Raw genomic sequence first — 19,917 nt, 5'->3', positions numbered from 1 at the left:
CGTCTAACCCTCCGCCTTTTCATCACCCGGGAGGATGTATTTGGCACCTTCCCACGGGCTCATGAAATCAAAGTCGCGATATTCCTGGACCAGCTCGACGGGCTCGTAGACGACGCGCTTTTCTTCCTCGTCCCAGCGCACTTCGACATAGCCGGTGAGCGGGAAGTCCTTGCGCAGCGGATAGCCTTCAAAACCGTAATCGGTGAGCAAGCGGCGCAGGTCCGGATGATCGGCGAAGACGATGCCATACATGTCGAAGGCTTCGCGCTCGAACCAGTCAGCGACCGGGTAGACCGGAATCACGGTCGGGACCGGCGTTTCCTCATCCGTCGCCAGCTTCACGCGGATGCGGTGATTCTGGTGCATTGAGAGCAGGTGATAGACGACCTCGAAGCGCTCGGCGCGCTGCGGGTAGTCGACGCCGCAAATATCGATCAGCGTGGTGAAACGGCAGGCCGGATCATCGCGCAGCCAGGTCAGCACGGTCTCGATCCGGTCGCGATGGATCTCCACCGTCAGCTCGCCATTGGCGATTGACCAGCCGGTGACGGCCGCGTCCTGGGCGTTCGCGATATGGTCGCCGAGAACCTTGAGGGCTTCGCTCATTTGCCGTTCTCTCCTAGCGCTCGATCGAGCCTTCGCGGCGGATCTTCTTTTGCAGCTGCAAAATGCCATAGACCAGGGCTTCCGCGGTCGGCGGGCAACCCGGGACATAGATATCCACCGGAACGATACGATCGCAGCCACGCACGACCGAGTATGAGTAGTGATAATAGCCGCCGCCATTGGCGCATGAGCCCATCGAGATGACGTAGCGCGGCTCAGGCATCTGGTCGTAGACCTTGCGCAAGGCCGGCGCCATCTTGTTGGTCAATGTGCCGGCGACGATCATCACGTCGGACTGGCGCGGGGAAGCGCGCGGCGCAAAGCCGAAGCGCTCGACGTCATAACGCGGCATCGAGGCCTGCATCATTTCAACGGCGCAACAGGCCAGACCAAAGGTCATCCACATCAGCGAGCCCGTACGCGCCCAGGTGACCAGATCATCCGCGGCCGCGACCACAAAGCCCTTGTCGGCCAGCGCATCGCTGACACCGTCGAAGAACGGGTCGTGCTTCTTGGGGTCATAGCCCGGGACGGTCGCGCGTCCGGCCATGCCGGCATGAGGTGTGAGATCAGATGCCATTGTGGACTACTCCCAATCCAGCGCGCCTTTTTTCAGCTCGTAGACGAAGCCGATGGTGAGGACAGTGAGGAAGACCATCATCGACCAGAACTCGAACTGGCCAAGATGCTCGCGAAGCGTCACCGCCCAGGGAAAGAGGAAGGCGACTTCGAGGTCGAAGATGATGAAGAGGATGGCGACCAGATAGAATCGCACATCGAACTTCATGCGGGCATCGTCGAAAGCGTTGAAGCCGCACTCATAGGTCGACACTTTTTCCGGATCAGGCCGAGACGGCGCAATCACGAAGGCGGCAACCATGAAACCGATACCGATCGCCGCGGCAATCGCGAAAAAGATCAGGATGGGCAGGTATTCTAGAAGCAATGCGTCCATCGCCAGGCCTCGCCATGAAGAGCGTCCGGTTGGGTATGGAAGGCTGCGGATTGGCTGGCAAGACACGCCGAAAGCGAATCGCCAACGCCAATCAGGCCCCCTGCCCGATTTGGCGCGGAAGCTAGAGCGCGTGGACGCTCGGAGCAAGGGCTAAAGACCGTCTGACATCAGTTCCTTGTCACGCGATCCGGGGATAAACAATCCCAGTTGCGAACCATTTTTAACTGCACTGTGCAGTATCCCGGTCAAAGGGCGCCGACTAACGCCTCAATCCCAACACGGATTGCCAGAAAGCCAGGCGCAAAAAGGGTGAGTTGATCGTGAAGGCCCGATCCGGGAAAACATGCCAGGGCTTGTACCCCCAGCCGGCCACCAGGGCCCGGGCATCCAGACCGAAACCTTCCGCTTGAGCGGCGGCAATCGCCGCGCGACGCGAACACCAGGTCGATCGGGCAGCCCGGAAGCGGGCCAGAGCCTCTCCGGTCAGGCCACACGCCGCCCGGACAGAGTGCCGCAAGGCGCGAAACTCACGATGCCGGGCCAGGCTGTCGGCAATCAGCAACAGGGCACCAACCCCGCAGGCCACACCCCACCACAGCGAAGCGTGCAGCAGGGACGCCAGCAGACAGACAAGCGCCAGCACCAGGGGCGGCCATGTGGACCGCAGATACCAGAGTGCGCGCCGGAACGGGGTGGGAAGGGGCTGCATGACCGCCATGATCGCTGTGCAGGCAATTCGCGATAGCGGGACTGGCACTGCGCCTGTCCCCCACATCCCCGGTCGTCATGCCGGCAAGACAGGATTCAGCCTTGAAGCGGTGTAGAACTCATGGCTGCATGGCGGGAAAGCTGCCCGGGGGTTTGGCAATGCTGGACAATTATTATGGCGTGATCGGTTTCATGCTCATCGCGGCTGGTTTTTCCTGGCTGGTCGATCACAGCCCGCTGGCCAGGCACACGCTGTCGCGCCGGATGGATGTCCACCGCAAGCAATGGATGATGTACATGGCCGCCCGCTCGGTTCGCATCATGGACAGCCAGATCATCGCCGGCCTGCAGAACGGGATCGCCTTTTTTGCCTCGACCGCCCTGCTGGGCATCGGCGCTGCCTTCACGCTGATCACCGCACTCGCCCCGGTCATGGCTGCCGTTAGCGACGTGCCCTTCCTCGACACCTCCTCACGGATCCAGTGGGAGGTGATGACGCTGGGCCTATTGGTCATCTACGCCTACGCCTTTTTCAAATTCGGCTGGGCCTACAGGCTGGTGAACTATTCCGCGATGCTCCTGGGCGCGACCCCCGATGTCGCGCGCGACAATGACGCCTCGGCCGAGGCCCTGCGAGGCGCCTATCGCGCCGGCGCGATGAACATTGTCGCCGGCAGGCAGTTCAACCGTGGCCTGCGGGCTCTATTCCTGTCGATCGGTTATCTCGCCTGGATCGCCGGCCCGATGGCACAGATCGCCGGCACATTGCTGGTGGCCGGGCTGCTGGTCTCGCGGCAGTTCTTCTCCCCGGCCCTCGCTGCGCTGGCCGAGGGCGAGGATGCGATGGATGGGGTGGAAATTCCGAAACCCGACGATCGCCCAGACGGTAACTGATCAGCGGCGCCACGGGAACGAAGCCCGCAGAGGCATTGCGAATGGCGGTCGAATGCGCTCAAACTCCGGTCCTTGTATTCGGGGAGACAGCACATGAGCATCGGAACAGCCATTCTCAATTCGGTCGAGAAGGCCGGCAACAAACTGCCGGATCCGGTGACGATCTTTCTGGCATTGATTGGTATTGTGCTTGTCGCCTCCTTCGGCCTGGCAGCGCTGGATGTGGCCGTCACCAATCCGGTCAGTGGTGACAACATCGCCGTCGTCAATCTCCTGACCGGTGCACAATTGCAGACCCTGCTCGTCGGGATGCCAGGCGTCCTGACCGGATTTGCACCGCTGGGCATGGTCCTGGTGGTCATGATCGGGGCCGGGATCGCCGAGAAAACGGGGCTCCTGTCTGCCGGTCTGCGGGTCATGGTCTCGGGTGCGCCCTCCTACCTCCTGACCCCGGTTCTCGTCTTCGCCGGCGTGATGGGCAATCTGGCCGTTGATTCCGGCTATATCGTCATGGTCCCGTTGGGCGCCGTGGTCTTCGCCGCCGCAAGTCGCCACCCGATTGCCGGGATCGCAGCAGTTTTCGCGGGCGTCTCCGCCGGTTTCTCGGCCAATCTGGTGGTCACCTCCCTTGAGCCTCTACTGTTCGGGATCACCGAAGTTGCAGCCCAGACGATCGAGCCAGGCGCGACCATCGGCATGCTGGACAACTACTACTTCACCATCGCCCTAACCCCCTTGCTGGTGATCGTTGGCACTCTGGTGAATGATCGCATTGTCGAACCCCGTCTGGGGACCTGGGAACGTCCCGCCGATTTTGCCGAACCGGAAGGCGATGGCGCTCTCAGCGCCAACGAGAAGAAAGGCCTGCTCTGGGCCGGACTTTCGCTGCTCGCGGTGACCATAATCGTGCTGTTCATGACCGTCCCCGCGAACGGCGTCCTGCGCGACGCGACGGGCGACCTCGCGCCATTCTACCGCTCCATTGTTGCCATCCTGATGATCGCCTTCCTGGTCTCAGGCACGATCTATGGCATCGCAGTCGGGTCAGTGAAGTCCGACAAGGATGTCGTCCAGCTTGGTACCCGCTCGATGGCTGATATGGGTGGCTACATCATTCTCGCCTTCGCGATGGCGCATTTCATCATGCTGTTCGGGGCCTCGGAAATGGACACTGTCATCGCCATTTCCGGCGCCGAAGGGCTGCAATCGCTCAACTTGCCGGCCCCCTTGCTGATCATAGGAATGGTGCTGCTTGTCGCCGTCCTGAACCTGTTCATGGGTTCGGCCTCGGCGAAATGGGCGCTGCTGGCCCCGGTCTTTGTACCGATGTTGATGCTGCTGGGCATCTCCCCTGAGGGTTCGACGCTGGCCTACCGCATGGGCGACCAGGCGACGAATATCATCACCCCCCTGATGCCCTATCTGCCGCTGATCCTGATTTTCTGTCAGCGCTATGTTCCGGAATTCGGTCTGGGCAGCCTGATCGCGGTGATGTTGCCATATTCGATGGCGATCCTGATCTCGTCGCTGACGATGATCTTCGTCTGGTTCGCCCTGGATCTGCCCCTGGGTCCGGACGACGCCAGCTTCACCTATGAGGTGCCGGCCGCCGCCAGCGCCCCGGCCGAAGCCGGGGCGGACGGGCGGCGATAGCCGTCAGGCCGGCGTACGCGCGCCGGAGCGGTTGTTGCGGCGGCGGGGACGTTTGGATCCGCCGCCCTGACCACCACCTTGGCCACCACCCTGGCCACTACCGCGGCCACCACCATTGCCCTGTCCCTGCGGACGCGCACGACCAGCCGTGAAGGGCTTCTTGCGCGACGGTCGCTGTTGCTTCTTCTGCGAAGCCGCCGGCGTGGCATTCTTGGCTTCGGCCAGGAACTTGTCCTCATCCCCGATGAAAACCCGATCAATATCGAGCCCGGTCAAGCGCTCGATATCACGCAGATACTCATACTCGCCCGGCTCACACATCGAGACCGCGACACCGGACTTGCCGGCCCGTGCCGTCCGACCGATCCGGTGGACATAGGACTCCGGCAGGTTGGGCAGGTCGTGATTGACCACGTGCGAAACATTGTCGACATCGATACCGCGCGCCGCGATGTCCGTCGCGACGAGGATCTTGACGGCGCCGGTCTTGAAACCATCCAGCGCCTTGATCCGCTGGGCCTGGGACTTGTTGCCATGGATGGCGGCAGACTTGAGGCCATAATCGACCAGATGCCGGTTGATCTTGTCGGCACCATGCTTGGTCCGCGAAAAGACGATGGCGCGCTCGACGGCCTTGTCCGACATCAGCTCCAGCAGGAGATCCTTCTTGGACTCCTTGGGCAGGAGCACAACCGACTGCTCGATACGCTCGATCGGACGTGAGGCAGGGGCGACCGAGACTTCCTTGGGGTCGTCGAGCATTTCCTGCGCCAGGGCGCGGATCGGCTTGGGCATGGTCGCAGACAAGAGGGCTGTCTGGCGCTTGTTTGGCAGGAAGCTGACGATCTTGCGGATGGCCGGGAAGAAGCCGAGGTCCAGCATCTGGTCGGCTTCGTCCAGGATCAGGACCTTCGTCTCGCTCAGCTTGACGGCACCGGACTGCATCAGGTCGAGCAAACGTCCCGGCGTGGCGACCAGCACGTCGACGCCCTTCGCCAGGGCCCGGATTTGCGGCCCAGGCTTCACGCCGCCCACGACCAAGGTCGAGGAGACCCGCATGTGACGGCTATAGCCGCGGACATTCTCGAGTATCTGGGCGGACAGCTCGCGGGTCGGCGACAGGATCAGCGCCCGGCAGGTTTTCGGATGGGTGCGCCGATTGTCTTCAATCAGGCGATTGAGGATCGGCAGCACGAAGGATGCGGTCTTGCCGGTGCCTGTTTGCGCAATGCCGACAATGTCACGGCCTTCAATCATCGCCGGGATGACTTCGCGCTGAATCGGGGTCGGGGTCTCATAACCCTCATCGGTCAAAGCGCGCAGAATGGGCTCGGCCAGGCCGAGATCAGTAAATTGGGTCAAAAATCAAATCTTTCTCATGGACCGGGCGCAGACAGTCGCGCGGCGCGATCCTCGGGGTTCTTGTTGCGGAAGCTTGCGTAGATCAGCTGCCAGTGACTGGCGCCGGACCTGGCGCCTGGGTGGCAATGATCAATACGGGCCGTCAAACGGCTGACTGTCTCGCCAACGACCACCGTTTGCAGCTGCTTGCTGCCTACACACGGCGGAACGTGAGCCGCGTGTCACATGTTTCGAGCCGGATGGCAAATCATTTCGCGCTCGCAGCAAATCGCCGGAATTGACACAGCCATGGCATCGGGTGACGGTAAACACCGTTCACCCCACAGATCGGGGTCTACAGGATGGAGCACGACATGGCCCGGACCGCCACACCCGACGATCTGGAAATCACGCCCAGGAACCGCAAATTCACAGACGACCCCGACAGGGTGCGCTGGTGGCTTGGCGGGGACCCGTTTGCCACCGCCTGGCACAATGCCCTGTCGATTACATTCCCGGCTGGCGAGACCTTTTTCATCGAAAGCGTCAAGCGCTTCCAGAAGGAAGTCCCGCCCGCCCTCGCCGCACAAATCAAGGACTTCGTCCGCCAGGAAGCCTTCCACACCCGCGAGCACAACAGCTTCAACGCGCGCGTGATCGAGGCCGGCTATGATGTCAGCGCTGCACTGAAGCGGGTCGAGGACAGCCTCGCCGAAGCGCGCGAGGGCCATCCCGTCGCCCAGCTGAGCATCACGGTCTCGCTGGAGCATTTCACGGCAATTTTCGCCCACCTCGCCCTGAAGGACGCGGCGCTCTATGAAGGCGCGGATCGCGAATCGCAACGCATGTGGCTGTGGCACGCGATCGAGGAGATCGAGCACAAGAGCGTCGCTTTCGACACCTACGCCCACATCATGCGGGATGTGCGGCCACTCAAGCGCTGGGGCATACGCTGCGCCGTCTTTGCCCGGGTCTCGAAGGATTTCATGCTCAAGCGCTGGACCGACGCTCTTAACCTGCTCGCGCAAGATGGAATCACCGGGTTCAAGGCTCGCGCCGGACTGGCTTGGTATCTGTGGGGTCGACCGGGCGTGGTTCGACGGGTGATCCTGCCCTGGCTGGCCTACTTCCAGCCCGGCTTTCACCCCTGGCAGGTCGATGATCGCGACCTGATCGCCGATGTCGAAGCGCAATATGATCTGGCCGACCCGGTCGCCGCCGAATAGCTCGGCTTCCAATCACAGCCCAAACGCAAACGGCCGCCCCGAGGGGCGGCCGTTTTGGCGTCTGGCCATCCCTTTCAAGGTGAAAGGAAATGGCGCGAGTGACGGGACTCGAACCCGCGACCTCCGGCGTGACAGGCCGGCGCTCTAACCAACTGAGCTACACCCGCATCAGGCGTCTCGCCGAAGCGAGGTGCGTTGTTTATGGGCAGAGCGCGGCCCGGTCAAGCGGCTTTCAGCACGGGTTGCAGAGGTATTGCAGATGGATTGCAGCAAGCCGGTCAATCGCCCGAAAAATGACGCTGTGCCCAGGCCGTCGTGACCCGCAGGGTCGTCCGTACAAGGTGATCAAGATCTTCAGCACTGATCGTATAGGGCGGCATCAGATAGATGATATTGTTGAACGGTCGGACCCACACACCCGCCTCGACGAAACACGCCTTGAGGATATCAAGCTCGGGCAGGCTTGCCATCTCGATCACGCCGATTGCGCCCTGCCAGCGGACATCGACCACGCCCGGAATGTCCCGCGCGGCCGGCAAGAGCGCCGCGAACATCGCCTCGATGGCATGGACCTGTGCCAGACGCGGCTCGTGTTCGAACAAGTCGAGTGAGGCATTGGCCGCCGCACAGGCTGCCGGATTGCCCATATAGGTCGGGCCGTGCATCAGCGCCTTGCCGGGATCCTCGTCCCAGAACAATTCGAACAGACGGGTCGAAACCAGCGTTGCCGCCAGAGGCAGTGTGCCGCCGGTCAGCGCCTTTGATACCGTCATGATGTCGGGCGTGACCCCCGCCTTCTCAGCAGCAAACATCGTCCCCAGTCGGCCGAAACCGGTCATGATCTCGTCGAAGATCAGCGGCAGGCCGTGACGGTCACACAAATCGCGCAAGGCCTGCAGCGTCGCTGCGTCATGGAAACGCATGCCGCCGGCGCCCTGGACCAGGGGCTCGACCACCACGCCGGCCAGCGTGTCGATATGATCAGACACCAGCGCATCGAGGCTGTCGATCCGATCCGGGTCGGTTGGCAGGTCGGCGATCAGCTGCCGGGCTATCGCTCCGGCGAACAGCGAATGCATGCCTTCTTCTGGATCACAAACCGACATCGTCGCCAGCGTGTCGCCATGATAGCCGCCGCGAAAGGCCAGGAAGTGGGTACGCCCGCGCTGCCCGCGATTGATGAAGGACTGAACCGCGACCTTCATCGCGATCTCGACCGAGACCGATCCGGACTCACAAAAGAAGGCATGGTTGAGGTCACCCGGGGCGAGTGCCGCCAGACGCCGTGCCAGGCGCTCGGCGGGATCATGGGTCAGACCGCCCAGCATGACATGGGGCACGGCATCAAGCTGGCGCTTGACGGCATCGATGATGTGCGGATGGCGGTAGCCATGACAAGCCGTCCACCAGGACGAGACCCCGTCGATCAACTCGCGGCCATCGGCAAGGGTCAGGCGGACGCCCTCCGCGCTGACGACCGGCAGGGCGGGCGGCGTGGTTTTCATCTGGGCGTAGGGACGCCAGAGCGCATGATCAGCGGGGTCGAAATTCATCTTGTCTGCATCCCGAAACATGTGGAGGCTTTAGCAGGCCACAATTCTGTGCGACAGGCTTTGTATGACATCTGCCAGTGCTTCCCTCGAGCGTTTCGCAGCCAACAAGCTGGCCGGGCTCGACCGGCGCAATCTGCGTCGCCGGACCCGTGAGACCCGCCCGCTGGGTGGGGCGCTTGTCGAGCGCGACGGCCGCCAACTGGTCAATGCCTGCTCCAACGACTATCTCGGCCTCAGCCAGCACCCAGCGGTGAAAGAAGCCGCGGCAGCCGCGGCTCGGCAACACGGCGCCGGTTCCGGTGCCTCCCGCCTGGTGACCGGTGGTCATCCGCTCTTGTTCGAACTGGAAGCGCGCCTCGCAGCGTTCAAGGGGACCGAAGACTGCCTCATCTTCGGGTCGGGCTATCTGGCCAATCTGGCCATCACACCCGCCCTTGTCGGCAGTGGCGACATCGTCTTCGTCGACGCCCTCGCCCATGCCTGCCTGCACGCTGGCGCCCGACTGTCTGGCGCCCGTGTCGAAGTCTTTCCGCATAATGACATGACAACGCTCGCCTCGAAGCTGGTCGCTCTGAGACCGGAGCACCGACACGCCATGATCCTGACAGACGGCGTGTTCTCGATGGATGGCGACCTCGCTCCCCTGCCCGATATCATGGCACTCGCCGACCAATACGACGCCTGGCCCCTCGTTGACGACGCGCACGGGATCGGTGTGATCGGTGATGGCCATGGCAGCACCCACACTTTCCAGCCGCCAGTCGTGCCGCCGCTGCAAATGGGGACGCTGTCCAAGGCGCTGGGTAGCTATGGCGGCTATGTGTGTGCATCGCGCGATGTCTGCGACCTGCTGCGGACCCGCGCCCGGCCGCTCGTCTTCACAACGGCGCTGCCGCCGGCCAGCATCGGCGCCGCGCTGGCGGCGCTGGACCTGATTGAACATGACGCGGCGCTGCGCGAGCGACCAATGGCCCTGGCCCGCAGATTTTGCCGGGCGCTCGGACTTGCCGAACCTCCCTCACCGATCGTACCGATCATCATTGGCGATGAAGCCGCCGCGCTAGCGGCTTCGGCCGATCTGGAAGCGGCAGGCTTCCTGGTCACCGCGATCCGCCCTCCGACGGTGCCCCGGCGGACGGCCCGACTACGTATTACCTTCAACGCAGCGCACAGCGAGGCTGATATCGACCGCCTCGCCGCAACCTTGAAATCAATCCTGCAAACCGCCGAGGCTGCCGAGTAATGAGACCCCTCTTTTTCACTGGCACCGGAACGGATATCGGCAAGACCCATGTGCTGTGCGAGATCATCCGCGCCTGGCGGGCCAGCGGTCGATCGATGCGGGTGCTCAAGCCGGTTATATCCGGCTTTGATCCGTCAGCGTTGAACGAGACCGATACAATCCGTCTAATGCGGGCCAATGCAGACGACTTGACAGGCGAAGGCGTTCAGGCCGTTTCGCCCTGGCGCTTCCGGGCGCCGCTCTCACCCGACCTGGCGGCCCGCAAGGAACGGCGCGAGCTGGCACTCGACAAGATCGTCAGCTGGTGTCTGGATCATATCAGCCGCGACATGCCGACCGTGATCGAGGGCGCCGGTGGTGTGATGTCACCGATCGCCTCTGACGGACTCAATCTCGACCTGATTCGTGAACTCGACGCCCATCCGGTGCTGGTCGCCGGTAGCTATCTGGGGACGATTTCGCACACCTTGACAGCACTGCGGGTGCTCGACGGGCGTTGCAGCGTGATCCTGAATGACTACCCCGAAAGCGACACGCCGATCGCCGAAACCGCCCGCACAATCAGCCGCTTCGCGCCCCGCGCTGATGTCCGTGTTTTCGACCCTGCCGCCCCCGAAGCACTGCTCGACCTGTTTGAACGCGCGGCTGAAACACTGCTCGACTAGAAACATGGCTGCCCGCAGGGCCGCGCTTTTGCTGCGCAGGACTCACGGCCTGGGTATGGTGGGCGGTGAGGGGCTCGAACCCCCGACCCTCTCGGTGTAAACGAGATGCTCTCCCAACTGAGCTAACCGCCCGGATACCGGTGCCCGTCTGGTGGGCAGGAGGCGCTTGTAATGCCTTCCAGCCCGATCGCGCAAGCCTGACCTAGCGACGCTGTGCAGCATCCCGGATATAGGCGCCAACAACCATCTCGATCTGGTTCATCGCCGTCTCGACTGGATTGTCGTAGCTGGCATTGGGCAGAACGATCCCGATGATGCCGTGGACTGCGGCCCAGAGCGCGCGCGCAGACGTTTCCCGCAAGGCGACATCTTCCAGCCCCGGTGCCGGTTCCAACACATCGATCACCAGGTTGAAGAGCTCGTTCTCAAAGTCGGTATAGTATTGCGGCGCCGAGCCACCCTGCCGGCGATTGAACGCCAGCAGTGCCCGCCACCGTGCATTCTCGGCAGTGACAAAATCCACATAGGCCTTGGCCAGCACCATGACGCGCCCATGCACCTCGGATGGATCAAGGGCGGCCCGCTCCAGCGCCCGGCGATGATGTTCCGCGAAATCGCGGTAAGTGATCATGTTGAGCTCACGGATCAGATCGTCGATATCGCCAAAAAGCTTGTAGATCGACCCGACGCTGAGCCCGGCGCGTTCCGCGATGGTGCGGGCTTTCATGCCCTTCAGCCCCTGCTCCGCCAACAAGGCGCCCGCCGCTGCAAGAGCCTGATCGCGGGCTTCCGGCGCCAAAGCCGGACGGCCCCGGGGCCGAAGTTTGTCCTGAACATCTGTCATGTCCAATCTGATACTCCGACCATGCCATCCGAACAATGTTCATTATACCGCTTGCGTGAATGGGATTCCCGCCTAGCCTTTTTAAATGAACATTGTTCACAAAGGAGATTGGCATGTTCACGACACTCGTCGCACTGTTCAAGGCCCGGTCTGAATCCAGCCGGGACAAGCTGGAGACTGACAATGCAGTCCTTCTCATCGAACAAAAGATCCGGGAAGCCGAAAAGGGTCACGACACGGCCAAACGGTCACTGGCCGGTCTCATCCTGCGAGAGCGTCAGGAAGACACGGCGCTAAAAGCCCTGATCACCCGACGCGACGACATGGAGGCGCGCACCCGTGATGCCCTAAAAGCGGGCATGGAGGACCTGGCCGGTGATGGTGCCAATGCCCTCGCCGACCTGGAGAATGAGTACGCTGCACGCTCCGACGCCCTCGCCCGTACACGTGCTGGCGCCCGGCGTCTGCGCCTTCTGCTGGAGAAAACCGAACGGCGCCTGACCGATCTGAGACAGGGGCTGATCACCGCTAGATCCCTGGAAGACGAACGCAGAGGCGGAACGGCCCTTCATGGCAGCCTTGGCGGACTCGGGGCCCTGATGGAAGGCGAAGCTGTGCTCAAACGGGCGCTGGCCGTTCCCGATGCCGGTGGATTCGCCGACATCCTCGACGAAATCAATTCGGAGCTGTCCGGGAACGGTTTGATCGACCGCATGGCCGATCAGGGTTTCGGTGCCGCGATGAAAGCGCGCGGCGACGACATCCTCAAGCGGCTCAAGGCCGGTCTGGGTGCCTCGCCGTCAGCAACCAATCCGGCATAGGGAGGAGACAATATGCTTGGACAATCGAAACTCTGGATCAGTTTCAACTATGCATGTGTCGCAGTCGCCTATGCCATGCTGGGCCTGTCACTGATGCTGATGCCGGTCGACCTGTCGACCAAGGGCTATGTCGGAATGGGCATCCTGTTCCTGACCGGATCCCTCATCACCCTGGTCAAGACGTTGCAGGAGCAGCGCATCAACGACCAGTTCTCGTCAAAGCTCGAACGCGCCAAACACGAGAAAATCCTGGAAGATTACGTCACCAAGGCATGACCGGATGGTGGCGCCCGTCTCCGGCGGGCGCCACCTGCCAACCCACAACAGTCACTCGGCGACAGAGACCTTGTCGATCGCGTCCATCGCGTAGCAACCGAGCAGCTTGATCTCGCGCGTATGTTCTTCGAGTACCGACATGGATTGGCGGATCTTGCCGTCCTCGATATGCCCTTCGACATCCATGATGAACATCTCTTCCCACGGATTGCCGGCAATCGGGCGTGATTCGAGTTTCACCAGATTGATGCCGTGGTCGCGGAAGCCGATCAGCGCATTGACCAGCGAGCCGGGCGTGTCGCGTGTGGTGAACATCATCGAAGTCTTGCACTCGACCTCCCGTGTGGGGAGCTTGGATTTGCGGCCGATGACAATGAACCGCGTGATGTTCTGCTCGTGGTCGCCGACATTGCGCTCGAGAATATCCATGCCGAACAGGCGGGCCGCATCCTCGCCTGCAACAGCCACCGCGGTGTCGTCGTCTTCAAGAAGGCGCTCCAGCGCGCGTGTGGTCGAAGCCGCCATGTGGGTCTCGAGCTCCGGGTGGGAGCTGATATAGCGGCGACACTGGGCCAGTGCCTGCGGATGCCCGAAGACCCGCCGGACCCGCCCCTGCCCGCTGGCGCGGCCAACCAGGCAATGGTCTACCCGCAGCAAGAATTCACCGATGATCTGCGTGTGCGAGTTTATCAGGATGTCATAGACTTCGTTGATCGACCCGGTCGTGGTGTTCTCGATCGGGATCACCCCGTAGTCGACCTCCGCATTCTCGACAGCGCGGAAGATCGAGACGAAATCCCGTTTCGGGGATGGTACGACGGTCGCATTGCGCCGCTGAAAGACCTTTTGTGCAGCGATATGGCTGTAGCTTCCCGGACCACCCAGATAGGCGACGGTTGCCTCGTTCAGCTCGTCATTGCGCATCGAATCGAACTGTTGGCGCTGGCGGCGCACCGAGGCCTCGAACAGGGCATGGAACAGGGTTTCGACCAGCTCTGCCGGCACACCTTTCTCGGTCCCTTGCTGGACGGCAGCCCGGAGCACGTCGCGCTCACGCTCCCTGTCGCGCACCGGGCTGCCGGTACGGGCCTTGGCCTTGAGGATTTCCTCCACCAGTCCGGAGCGACGGGCGATGGCGTCGATCAATTCCTGATCGATCTCACTGATTGCCGAGCGGATTTCATCCCGCGTCATGTCCGTTGCCATGTGTGTGATCCCTTCAGACAAAAGAAAAGGGCCTCCCCGTGGGGGAAGCCCTGGTTTCGTTGCGCTGTCGCACAAGTTAGCCGGCCACCGCCCCCAATTGGGTTGCGTTGATAAAATAGGCCGCAAAAAAGTACGTCGCTTTGTTCATGGGCGTCAGAGTGGCGGCCCCGGCTTGCACGGTCAATCCACCTTCTGCGCTTCACAGCCAGTTTTACGCACAAAAATGGCCGGAGGCGACGCCTCCGGCCAATATTGTTTCAAATGAAACCGGTTTCAGCGGCTAGTGCGCAATCGGTTGCCCCGCATCGCCATCACCGCCCGGCTGTGACGCGATTGCCGCCAGCGCCGCTTCGTCGGCCTCGGTCCATTCGACCGGCTCGACCGGCTCGACCAGCGCCCGCATCAGCACTTCATCGGCGGTCTCGACCGGAATGATCTCCATGCCCTCTTTCACATTGTCCGGGATCTCGGCGAGGTCCTTTTCATTGTCCTTGGGGATGAGAACAGTCTTCACGCCACCGCGCAGGGCGGCCAGCAGCTTTTCTTTCAGCCCGCCGATCGGCAGGACACGGCCACGCAGGGTGATCTCGCCGGTCATGGCAATATCCTTGCGGACCGGGATGCCGGTCAGGACCGAGACGATCGCCGTCATCATGCCGACGCCGGCCGATGGTCCGTCCTTGGGCGTCGCGCCTTCGGGCATGTGGACGTGAATATCCGCGGCCCGGAAGATGGTCGGCTTGATACCCAGCGACGGCGCTCGCGACTGGACGAAGGAATTGGCCGCAGAGATCGACTCCTTCATCACGTCACGCAGATTGCCGGTCACCATCATCTTGCCACGGCCCGGCATGCGGACGGCTTCGATGGTGAGGAGGTCGCCGCCGACTTCGGTCCAGGCCAGACCGGTGACGATACCGACCTGGTCGTGGTCCTCGGTCTCGCCGAAGCGGAATTTCCGGACACCGGCAAACTCGCCGAGATTCTCGGCCGACACGGTGATCGAGCTGACCTTGCCACGTTCGATCTGGACGACGGACTTGCGGGCCAGATTGGCGATCTCACGCTCGAGGCTTCGGACACCGGCCTCGCGGGTGTAGTAGCGGATCAGGTCGCGCAGACCGTCATCGGTCAGCGACCACTCGCTGTCCTTGAGCGCATGGTTCTTCATCTGCTTGGGGATCAGGTGGCGACGCGCGATCTCGACCTTTTCATCCTCGGTGTAGCCAGCGATACGGATGATCTCCATCCGGTCCAGCAGCGGCTGAGGCAGGTTGAGCGTGTTGGCCGTGGTCACGAACATGATGTCTGACAGGTCGTAATCGACCTCGAGATAATGATCATTGAAATTGGCGTTCTGTTCCGGGTCGAGCACTTCGAGAAGGGCCGAGGCCGGATCGCCGCGATAATCCGCGCCCAGCTTGTCGATCTCGTCGAGCAGAAAGAGCGGATTGGAGGAGTTCACCTTCTTCATCGACTGGATGATGCGGCCCGGCATGGAGCCGATATAGGTGCGGCGGTGGCCCCGGATCTCGGCCTCGTCACGAACGCCGCCCAGCGACATGCGCACAAAGTCACGACCGGTCGCCTTGGCGATCGAGCGACCCAGCGAGGTCTTGCCGACACCGGGCGGACCAACGAGGCACAGGATCGGGCCCTTGAGCTTCTTGGTACGAGCCTGGACGGCTAGATGCTCGAGAATGCGTTCCTTGACCTTGTCGAGGCCATAATGATCCGTCTCGAGCACGCCTTCAGCGCGCTCCAGATCGTTCTTCAGGCGTTTGCGCTTGCCCCACGGGACCGACAGGATCCAGTCGAGATAATTGCGCACGACAGTGGCCTCGGCCGACATCGGGCTCATATTGCGGAGCTTCTTGAACTCGGCATCGGCCTTGGTGCGGGCTTCCTTGGAGAGCTTGGCCTCGGCCAGCTTTTCTTCCAGCTCGGCCAGCTCCTCGCGGCTGTCATCGCCCTCGCCCAGCTCGCGCTGGATCGCCTTCATCTGCTCGTTGAGGTAATATTCGCGCTGGGTCTTTTCCATCTGGCGCTTGACGCGCGAACGGATTTTCTTTTCGACCTGCAGGACACCAATCTCGCCTTCCATCATGCCGAGGATGCGCTCGAGCCGGCGATTGACGTCCGGCTCTTCCAGCAGCGACTGCTTTTCCTCGATCTTGACGGCAAGATGCGCGGCAATGCTGTCCGACAGCTTGCCCGGCTCGCGGATCTGCGACAGCGACGCCAGTGCTTCCGGCGGAACCTTCTTGTTCAGTTTGACGTAATCGTCGAACTTGGCCGACACGGTCCGCATCAGAGCTTCCAGCTCCGACACATCACCCGGGTCCTCGTCAAGCACCTCACAGACGGCTTCGTAGAAATCACTGCGCTCGGTGAAGTCACTGATTTCGACGCGAACACCGCCCTCGACCAGGACCTTGACCGTCCCGTCAGGCAATTTCAGCAATTGCAGGACAGACGCGATCACGCCGGTCTTGTGGATGGCATCAACGCTCGGCTCGTCATCCGAAGCGGTTCGCTGGGTGGCCAGCAGGATCTGCTTGTCGGCCTTCATCACCTCTTCCAGCGCCTTGACCGATTTGTCGCGCCCCACGAAGAGCGGCACGATCATGTGCGGAAAGACGACGATATCGCGCAGGGGAAGAAGGGGAAGTGTCTTCGTCGTGGACATGTTTTCTCCAAGCGCGCTCACTCGGGGGAGCGCGGGCAGACCTGTTACAGCGTTGGCCTACAATTCGTGACTGAACGGCTCACCGGACCGTCGCGTCAAACACGAGGCCCGGCAGTCCGGCTTGGTTCAGGAGGTGGCGATGCGACCCTGAAAGGTCAAGCGCCCTCCCGCTTGTCGTCCTTGCGCTCTGCATAGATGGACAGCGGTTTGGCATTGCCATCAACCACTTCGCCATTGACGACGATCTCTTCCACGCCTTCCAGGCTTGGCAGATCGAACATGGTTTCGAGCAGGATGCCCTCCATGATCGAGCGCAGGCCACGCGCACCGGTCTTGCGCGCAATGGCGCGATTGGCGATCGCCTTGAGCGCATCCTCGGTGAAGGTCAGGCCGACACCTTCCATCTCGAACAGTCGCTGGTACTGCTTGACCAGCGCGTTTTTCGGCTCGGTCAGGATCTGGACCAGGGCGCCGATATCAAGGTCTTCCAGGGTCGCGATGACCGGCAGACGACCGACAAATTCCGGGATCAGGCCGAAGCGCAGGAGGTCGTCCGGCTCGACTTCGCGCAGGATCTCACCGGTGCGACGGGCATCGGGTTCGCGCACATCGGCACCGAAGCCGATCGAGGAGCCCTGGCCGCGCTGGGAGATGACCTTGTCCAGGCCCGCAAAGGCACCGCCGACAACAAACAGGATATTGGTCGTGTCCACCTGCAGGAACTCCTGCTGGGGATGTTTGCGACCACCCTGGGGCGGCACGGAGGCTACCGTGCCTTCCATGATCTTCAGCAGCGCCTGCTGGACACCCTCGCCCGACACGTCGCGCGTGATGGAGGGATTGTCCGACTTGCGCGAAATCTTGTCGATCTCATCGATATAGACGATGCCGCGCTGGGCCCGCTCGACATTGTAATCGGCGGCCTGCAGCAACTTCAGCACGATGTTCTCGACATCCTCACCGACATAACCGGCCTCGGTCAGGGTCGTCGCATCCGCCATGGTGAACGGCACGTCGAGGATGCGAGCCAGCGTCTGCGCGAGCAGGGTCTTGCCGCAACCGGTCGGTCCGATCAGCAGGATGTTGGACTTGGCGAGCTCCACGTCCGAATTCTGGGACGCATGGTTGAGCCGCTTGTAGTGATTGTGGACCGCCACGGCGAGCACACGCTTGGCATGCGCCTGGCCGATCACATAATCATTGAGGACATTGAAAATCTCCTGCGGAGACGGCACGCCTTCCTTGGATTTGACCAGCGAGGATTTGTTTTCCTCGCGGATGATGTCCATGCAGAGTTCGACGCATTCATCACAGATGAACACCGTGGGTCCGGCGATCAGTTTGCGAACCTCATGCTGGCTCTTTCCGCAAAAAGAGCAGTAGAGGGTGTTCTTCGACTCGCTGTCTCCGCCCGTCGTCTTACTCATGACCGCTCCATTTCAACCCGCAAGCATCGCAATGATACCCGCTTTCGCTTTCAGCCTCGTGCAAAATCAAGGCCGAACTTTAGCGAAAGGTTTCCGCCGCTGCGTATTCGATCACATGGATGCAGTGCCGATCAAGCGTCAACCCTGCTTCCTGATCCATCGCTAGCTGTCGGAACCTTCCTTCTCGTCCGAGGCACGGCGCTCAATCACCTTGTCGACCAGACCGAATTCCAGCCCCTCCTCCGCCGACATGAAATTGTCGCGGTCGAGTGCACTTTCAATCTCGTCATAGGTGCGACCGGTGTGGTGCACGTAAATCTCGTTGAGGCGGCGCTTGATCTTCTGGATGTCCGCCGCGTGGCGCTCGATATCCGAAGCCTGCCCCCGGAAACCGCCGGACGGCTGGTGCACCATGATGCGGGCGTTCGGCGAAGCGAAGCGCAGATCCTTTTCACCGGCAGTCAGCAGCAAAGAGCCCATGGAGGCCGCCATGCCCAGGCACATGGTCGAGACCGGCGAGCGGATATACTGCATCGTGTCGTAAATGCCCAAGCCGGCCGACACGACGCCGCCAGGCGAGTTGATATACATCGAGATCTCTTTCTTCGGGTTCTCGGACTCGAGGAAGAGAAGCTGGGCGATGATCAGGCTCGCCATGTGGTCCTCGATGGGACCGGTGATGAAAATGATGCGCTCCTTGAGGAGCCGGGAGAAGATGTCGAATGAGCGCTCGCCGCGGCTCGTCTGCTCGACGACGATCGGAACCAGATTCATCATTACGTCCTGGGGATCATGCATATCGAGCTCCTTGGTGTAACGGCACCGGGATCGGGCCGATTCTCATCAGACGGGATTTGGGAACTATCGCGGGCGTCGCAGTTTCAGGCAAGGCGCACGCTGCAGCGATCTCTGCCAATTCGTCCTGAAATGAAAAGCGCCGGCGCTTCCAGGAAGCACCGGCGCTGTATCATTGCGGAACGCGACAGTGTCTACGCGTCTTTCTTGGCAGCAGCCTTCTTGGCTGGAGCCTTCTTTTTCGCAGCCGGCTTTTTGGCAGGTGCCTCGTCCTTGGCAGCGGCTTTCTTGGCCGGAGCCTTCTTGGCAGGCGCCTTTTTCGCGGCCGGTTTGTCGTCAGCCTTGTCAGCCGCTTTCTTGGCCGGAGCCTTCTTCTTGGCAGCGGCTTTCTTGGCCGGCTTGGCGGGCGCTTCGTCCTCGTCCGCGTAGAGCGCTTCCTTGGAAACGGTGGTCTCGGTCACGTCCGCCAGCTCGAGGATGTAGTCGACGACCTTCTCCTCGTAGATCGGCGCGCGCATCTGGGCCACGGCATTCGGGTTCTTCTGGTAGAACTCGACGACCTGACGCTCCTGGCCCGGATACTTCACCGCTTCCTGGTTGATGGCGCGGGACAGTTCTTCCTGGGTCACGTCGATATTGTTGCGACGACCGATCTCGGCGAGCACGAGGCCCAGACGCACACGGCGCTCGGCGATTTCGCGATACTCGCCCTTGAGCTCGTCTTCGGACTTGTTCTTGTCTTCGTCTTCGAGCTGATCATTCTCGATGGCCTGGGCCACCTCGCGCCAGATATTGTCAAACTCGGCACCCACCATTTTCGGCGGCAGATCAAACTTGTGCTCGGCATCCAGCTTGTCGAGCAGGTCACGCTTGACCTTCATCCGCGACTGCTGCGCGTGCTCACCGGCGAAACGCTTCGTCAGCGCGTCCTTCAGCCCGTCGAGATTTTCGAGACCGAGGCGCTTGGCCAGCTCGTCATCAACCTTGGCATCTTGCGGAGATTCAAGGCCTTTGA

At 61.8% G+C, this 19,917-nt stretch carries 18 protein-coding genes, 2 tRNA genes and 1 pseudogene; 7 read left to right on the top strand and 14 right to left on the bottom strand.

Features of this window, described 5'->3' with window-relative positions:
* Positions 1-3: 3 nt before the first annotated feature.
* The 4 genes from ACN0X9_RS12755 to ACN0X9_RS12740 all read right to left on the bottom strand — a co-directional run bounded on the left by ACN0X9_RS12755 (position 4) and on the right by ACN0X9_RS12740 (position 2,270).
* Entirely contained in the window at positions 4-606 is a 603-nt protein-coding gene (locus tag ACN0X9_RS12755) for an NADH-quinone oxidoreductase subunit C (protein WP_417487948.1), read from the bottom strand.
* A 13-nt stretch (positions 607-619) separates the two neighbouring features.
* Complete coding sequence (locus tag ACN0X9_RS12750; RefSeq protein WP_011643295.1) at positions 620-1,186, bottom strand: NuoB/complex I 20 kDa subunit family protein; 567 nt, start codon at positions 1,184-1,186, stop codon at positions 620-622.
* Positions 1,187-1,192: 6 nt separating this feature from the next.
* Positions 1,193-1,561 carry an NADH-quinone oxidoreductase subunit A gene (locus ACN0X9_RS12745; protein ID WP_417487947.1) on the bottom strand — a complete coding sequence of 123 codons (369 nt, stop codon included), beginning with the start codon at positions 1,559-1,561 and terminating at the stop codon, positions 1,193-1,195.
* Between the two features lie 259 nt (positions 1,562-1,820).
* On the bottom strand, positions 1,821-2,270 hold the full coding sequence (locus ACN0X9_RS12740; protein ID WP_417487946.1) for a hypothetical protein: 450 nt from the start codon (positions 2,268-2,270) through the stop codon (positions 1,821-1,823).
* Between the two features lie 158 nt (positions 2,271-2,428).
* Here ACN0X9_RS12740 and ACN0X9_RS12735 point away from each other — a divergent pair, with 158 nt between their 5' ends.
* On the top strand, positions 2,429-3,163 hold the full coding sequence (locus ACN0X9_RS12735) for a DUF599 domain-containing protein (RefSeq protein WP_417487945.1): 735 nt from the start codon (positions 2,429-2,431) through the stop codon (positions 3,161-3,163).
* A 93-nt stretch (positions 3,164-3,256) separates the two neighbouring features.
* The gene (locus ACN0X9_RS12730; protein ID WP_417487944.1) at positions 3,257-4,816 is read left to right on the top strand and encodes an AbgT family transporter; all 1,560 of its coding nucleotides are present in this window, start codon (positions 3,257-3,259) and stop codon (positions 4,814-4,816) included.
* Between the two features lie 3 nt (positions 4,817-4,819).
* Here the strand turns inward: ACN0X9_RS12730 and ACN0X9_RS12725 are convergent, their stop codons facing one another.
* Positions 4,820-6,178 (bottom strand): DEAD/DEAH box helicase, encoded by a 1,359-nt coding sequence (locus ACN0X9_RS12725; RefSeq protein WP_417487943.1) that lies wholly within the window; start codon positions 6,176-6,178, stop codon positions 4,820-4,822.
* Between the two features lie 353 nt (positions 6,179-6,531).
* Here ACN0X9_RS12725 and ACN0X9_RS12720 point away from each other — a divergent pair, with 353 nt between their 5' ends.
* A complete protein-coding gene (locus tag ACN0X9_RS12720; RefSeq protein ID WP_417487942.1) occupies positions 6,532-7,383 on the top strand; it encodes a metal-dependent hydrolase in 852 nt (283 codons plus the stop codon).
* Between the two features lie 90 nt (positions 7,384-7,473).
* Here ACN0X9_RS12720 and ACN0X9_RS12715 read toward each other — a convergent pair.
* Both ACN0X9_RS12715 and ACN0X9_RS12710 read right to left on the bottom strand, forming a co-directional pair.
* A tRNA-Asp gene (locus ACN0X9_RS12715) sits at positions 7,474-7,550 on the bottom strand.
* A 111-nt stretch (positions 7,551-7,661) separates the two neighbouring features.
* A complete protein-coding gene (locus ACN0X9_RS12710) occupies positions 7,662-8,936 on the bottom strand; it encodes an adenosylmethionine--8-amino-7-oxononanoate transaminase (protein ID WP_417487941.1) in 1,275 nt (424 codons plus the stop codon).
* 64 nt (positions 8,937-9,000) lie between these two features.
* On the opposite strand from ACN0X9_RS12710, the gene bioF reads away from it, so the two are divergent.
* Positions 9,001-10,179: an 8-amino-7-oxononanoate synthase gene (bioF, locus tag ACN0X9_RS12705; RefSeq protein ID WP_417487940.1), complete on the top strand. Its 1,179-nt coding sequence runs from the start codon at positions 9,001-9,003 to the stop codon at positions 10,177-10,179.
* Complete coding sequence (bioD, locus tag ACN0X9_RS12700) at positions 10,179-10,844, top strand: dethiobiotin synthase (protein ID WP_417487939.1); 666 nt, start codon at positions 10,179-10,181, stop codon at positions 10,842-10,844. The genes bioF and bioD overlap by 1 nt, the downstream gene beginning before the upstream one ends.
* A 56-nt stretch (positions 10,845-10,900) precedes the next feature.
* Here bioD and ACN0X9_RS12695 read toward each other — a convergent pair.
* Together ACN0X9_RS12695 and ACN0X9_RS12690 are read right to left on the bottom strand one after the other, a co-directional pair.
* A tRNA-Val gene (locus ACN0X9_RS12695) sits at positions 10,901-10,976 on the bottom strand.
* A 70-nt stretch (positions 10,977-11,046) separates the two neighbouring features.
* Positions 11,047-11,688 carry a TetR/AcrR family transcriptional regulator gene (locus tag ACN0X9_RS12690; protein ID WP_417487938.1) on the bottom strand — a complete coding sequence of 214 codons (642 nt, stop codon included), beginning with the start codon at positions 11,686-11,688 and terminating at the stop codon, positions 11,047-11,049.
* A gap of 113 nt (positions 11,689-11,801) precedes the next feature.
* Here ACN0X9_RS12690 and ACN0X9_RS12685 point away from each other — a divergent pair, with 113 nt between their 5' ends.
* Both ACN0X9_RS12685 and ACN0X9_RS12680 read left to right on the top strand, forming a co-directional pair.
* Positions 11,802-12,509, top strand: a complete 708-nt coding sequence (locus tag ACN0X9_RS12685) for a PspA/IM30 family protein (protein WP_417487937.1) — start codon at positions 11,802-11,804, stop codon at positions 12,507-12,509.
* 12 nt (positions 12,510-12,521) lie between these two features.
* On the top strand, positions 12,522-12,785 hold the full coding sequence (locus tag ACN0X9_RS12680; RefSeq protein ID WP_011643281.1) for a YiaA/YiaB family inner membrane protein: 264 nt from the start codon (positions 12,522-12,524) through the stop codon (positions 12,783-12,785).
* A gap of 51 nt (positions 12,786-12,836) precedes the next feature.
* On the opposite strand, the gene pheA is transcribed toward ACN0X9_RS12680, so the two are convergent.
* The 5 genes and pseudogenes from pheA to ACN0X9_RS12655 form a co-directional block, all read right to left on the bottom strand.
* Positions 12,837-13,991: a prephenate dehydratase gene (gene pheA / locus ACN0X9_RS12675; protein ID WP_417487936.1), complete on the bottom strand. Its 1,155-nt coding sequence runs from the start codon at positions 13,989-13,991 to the stop codon at positions 12,837-12,839.
* 280 nt (positions 13,992-14,271) lie between these two features.
* Positions 14,272-16,680, bottom strand: a complete 2,409-nt coding sequence (lon, locus tag ACN0X9_RS12670) for an endopeptidase La (protein ID WP_417487935.1) — start codon at positions 16,678-16,680, stop codon at positions 14,272-14,274.
* Positions 16,681-16,835: 155 nt separating this feature from the next.
* Positions 16,836-18,107 carry an ATP-dependent Clp protease ATP-binding subunit ClpX gene (clpX, locus tag ACN0X9_RS12665; protein ID WP_011643278.1) on the bottom strand — a complete coding sequence of 424 codons (1,272 nt, stop codon included), beginning with the start codon at positions 18,105-18,107 and terminating at the stop codon, positions 16,836-16,838.
* A gap of 162 nt (positions 18,108-18,269) precedes the next feature.
* Positions 18,270-18,905, bottom strand: coding sequence for an ATP-dependent Clp protease proteolytic subunit (locus ACN0X9_RS12660; RefSeq protein WP_417487934.1), 636 nt, complete (start codon positions 18,903-18,905; stop codon positions 18,270-18,272).
* Between the two features lie 191 nt (positions 18,906-19,096).
* Positions 19,097-19,917: pseudogene (locus ACN0X9_RS12655) on the bottom strand (trigger factor); the annotation flags it as partial.

Origin of the sequence: Maricaulis sp. (assembly GCF_048268525.1) — a bacterium.
Taxonomy (GTDB): domain Bacteria; phylum Pseudomonadota; class Alphaproteobacteria; order Caulobacterales; family Maricaulaceae; genus Maricaulis.
This window is presented reverse-complemented; position numbering and strand designations above follow the sequence as displayed.

What these genes read in the sequence shown, in the direction of transcription:
- ACN0X9_RS12720 (WP_417487942.1), top strand. Translation starts at nt 6,532, where the DNA reads ATGGCCCGGACCGCCACACCCGACGATCTGGAAATCACGCCCAGGAAC.
- ACN0X9_RS12735 (WP_417487945.1), top strand. Translation starts at nt 2,429, where the DNA reads ATGCTGGACAATTATTATGGCGTGATCGGTTTCATGCTCATCGCGGCT.
- ACN0X9_RS12690 (WP_417487938.1), bottom strand. Translation starts at nt 11,688, where the DNA reads ATGACAGATGTTCAGGACAAACTTCGGCCCCGGGGCCGTCCGGCTTTG.
- ACN0X9_RS12680 (WP_011643281.1), top strand. Translation starts at nt 12,522, where the DNA reads ATGCTTGGACAATCGAAACTCTGGATCAGTTTCAACTATGCATGTGTC.
- ACN0X9_RS12745 (WP_417487947.1), bottom strand. Translation starts at nt 1,561, where the DNA reads ATGGACGCATTGCTTCTAGAATACCTGCCCATCCTGATCTTTTTCGCG.
- ACN0X9_RS12710 (WP_417487941.1), bottom strand. Translation starts at nt 8,936, where the DNA reads ATGAATTTCGACCCCGCTGATCATGCGCTCTGGCGTCCCTACGCCCAG.
- ACN0X9_RS12685 (WP_417487937.1), top strand. Translation starts at nt 11,802, where the DNA reads ATGTTCACGACACTCGTCGCACTGTTCAAGGCCCGGTCTGAATCCAGC.
- clpX (WP_011643278.1), bottom strand. Translation starts at nt 18,107, where the DNA reads ATGAGTAAGACGACGGGCGGAGACAGCGAGTCGAAGAACACCCTCTAC.
- ACN0X9_RS12730 (WP_417487944.1), top strand. Translation starts at nt 3,257, where the DNA reads ATGAGCATCGGAACAGCCATTCTCAATTCGGTCGAGAAGGCCGGCAAC.
- ACN0X9_RS12740 (WP_417487946.1), bottom strand. Translation starts at nt 2,270, where the DNA reads ATGCAGCCCCTTCCCACCCCGTTCCGGCGCGCACTCTGGTATCTGCGG.
- bioF (WP_417487940.1), top strand. Translation starts at nt 9,001, where the DNA reads ATGACATCTGCCAGTGCTTCCCTCGAGCGTTTCGCAGCCAACAAGCTG.
- lon (WP_417487935.1), bottom strand. Translation starts at nt 16,680, where the DNA reads ATGTCCACGACGAAGACACTTCCCCTTCTTCCCCTGCGCGATATCGTC.
- bioD (WP_417487939.1), top strand. Translation starts at nt 10,179, where the DNA reads ATGAGACCCCTCTTTTTCACTGGCACCGGAACGGATATCGGCAAGACC.
- ACN0X9_RS12750 (WP_011643295.1), bottom strand. Translation starts at nt 1,186, where the DNA reads ATGGCATCTGATCTCACACCTCATGCCGGCATGGCCGGACGCGCGACC.
- pheA (WP_417487936.1), bottom strand. Translation starts at nt 13,991, where the DNA reads ATGGCAACGGACATGACGCGGGATGAAATCCGCTCGGCAATCAGTGAG.
- ACN0X9_RS12755 (WP_417487948.1), bottom strand. Translation starts at nt 606, where the DNA reads ATGAGCGAAGCCCTCAAGGTTCTCGGCGACCATATCGCGAACGCCCAG.
- ACN0X9_RS12660 (WP_417487934.1), bottom strand. Translation starts at nt 18,905, where the DNA reads ATGCATGATCCCCAGGACGTAATGATGAATCTGGTTCCGATCGTCGTC.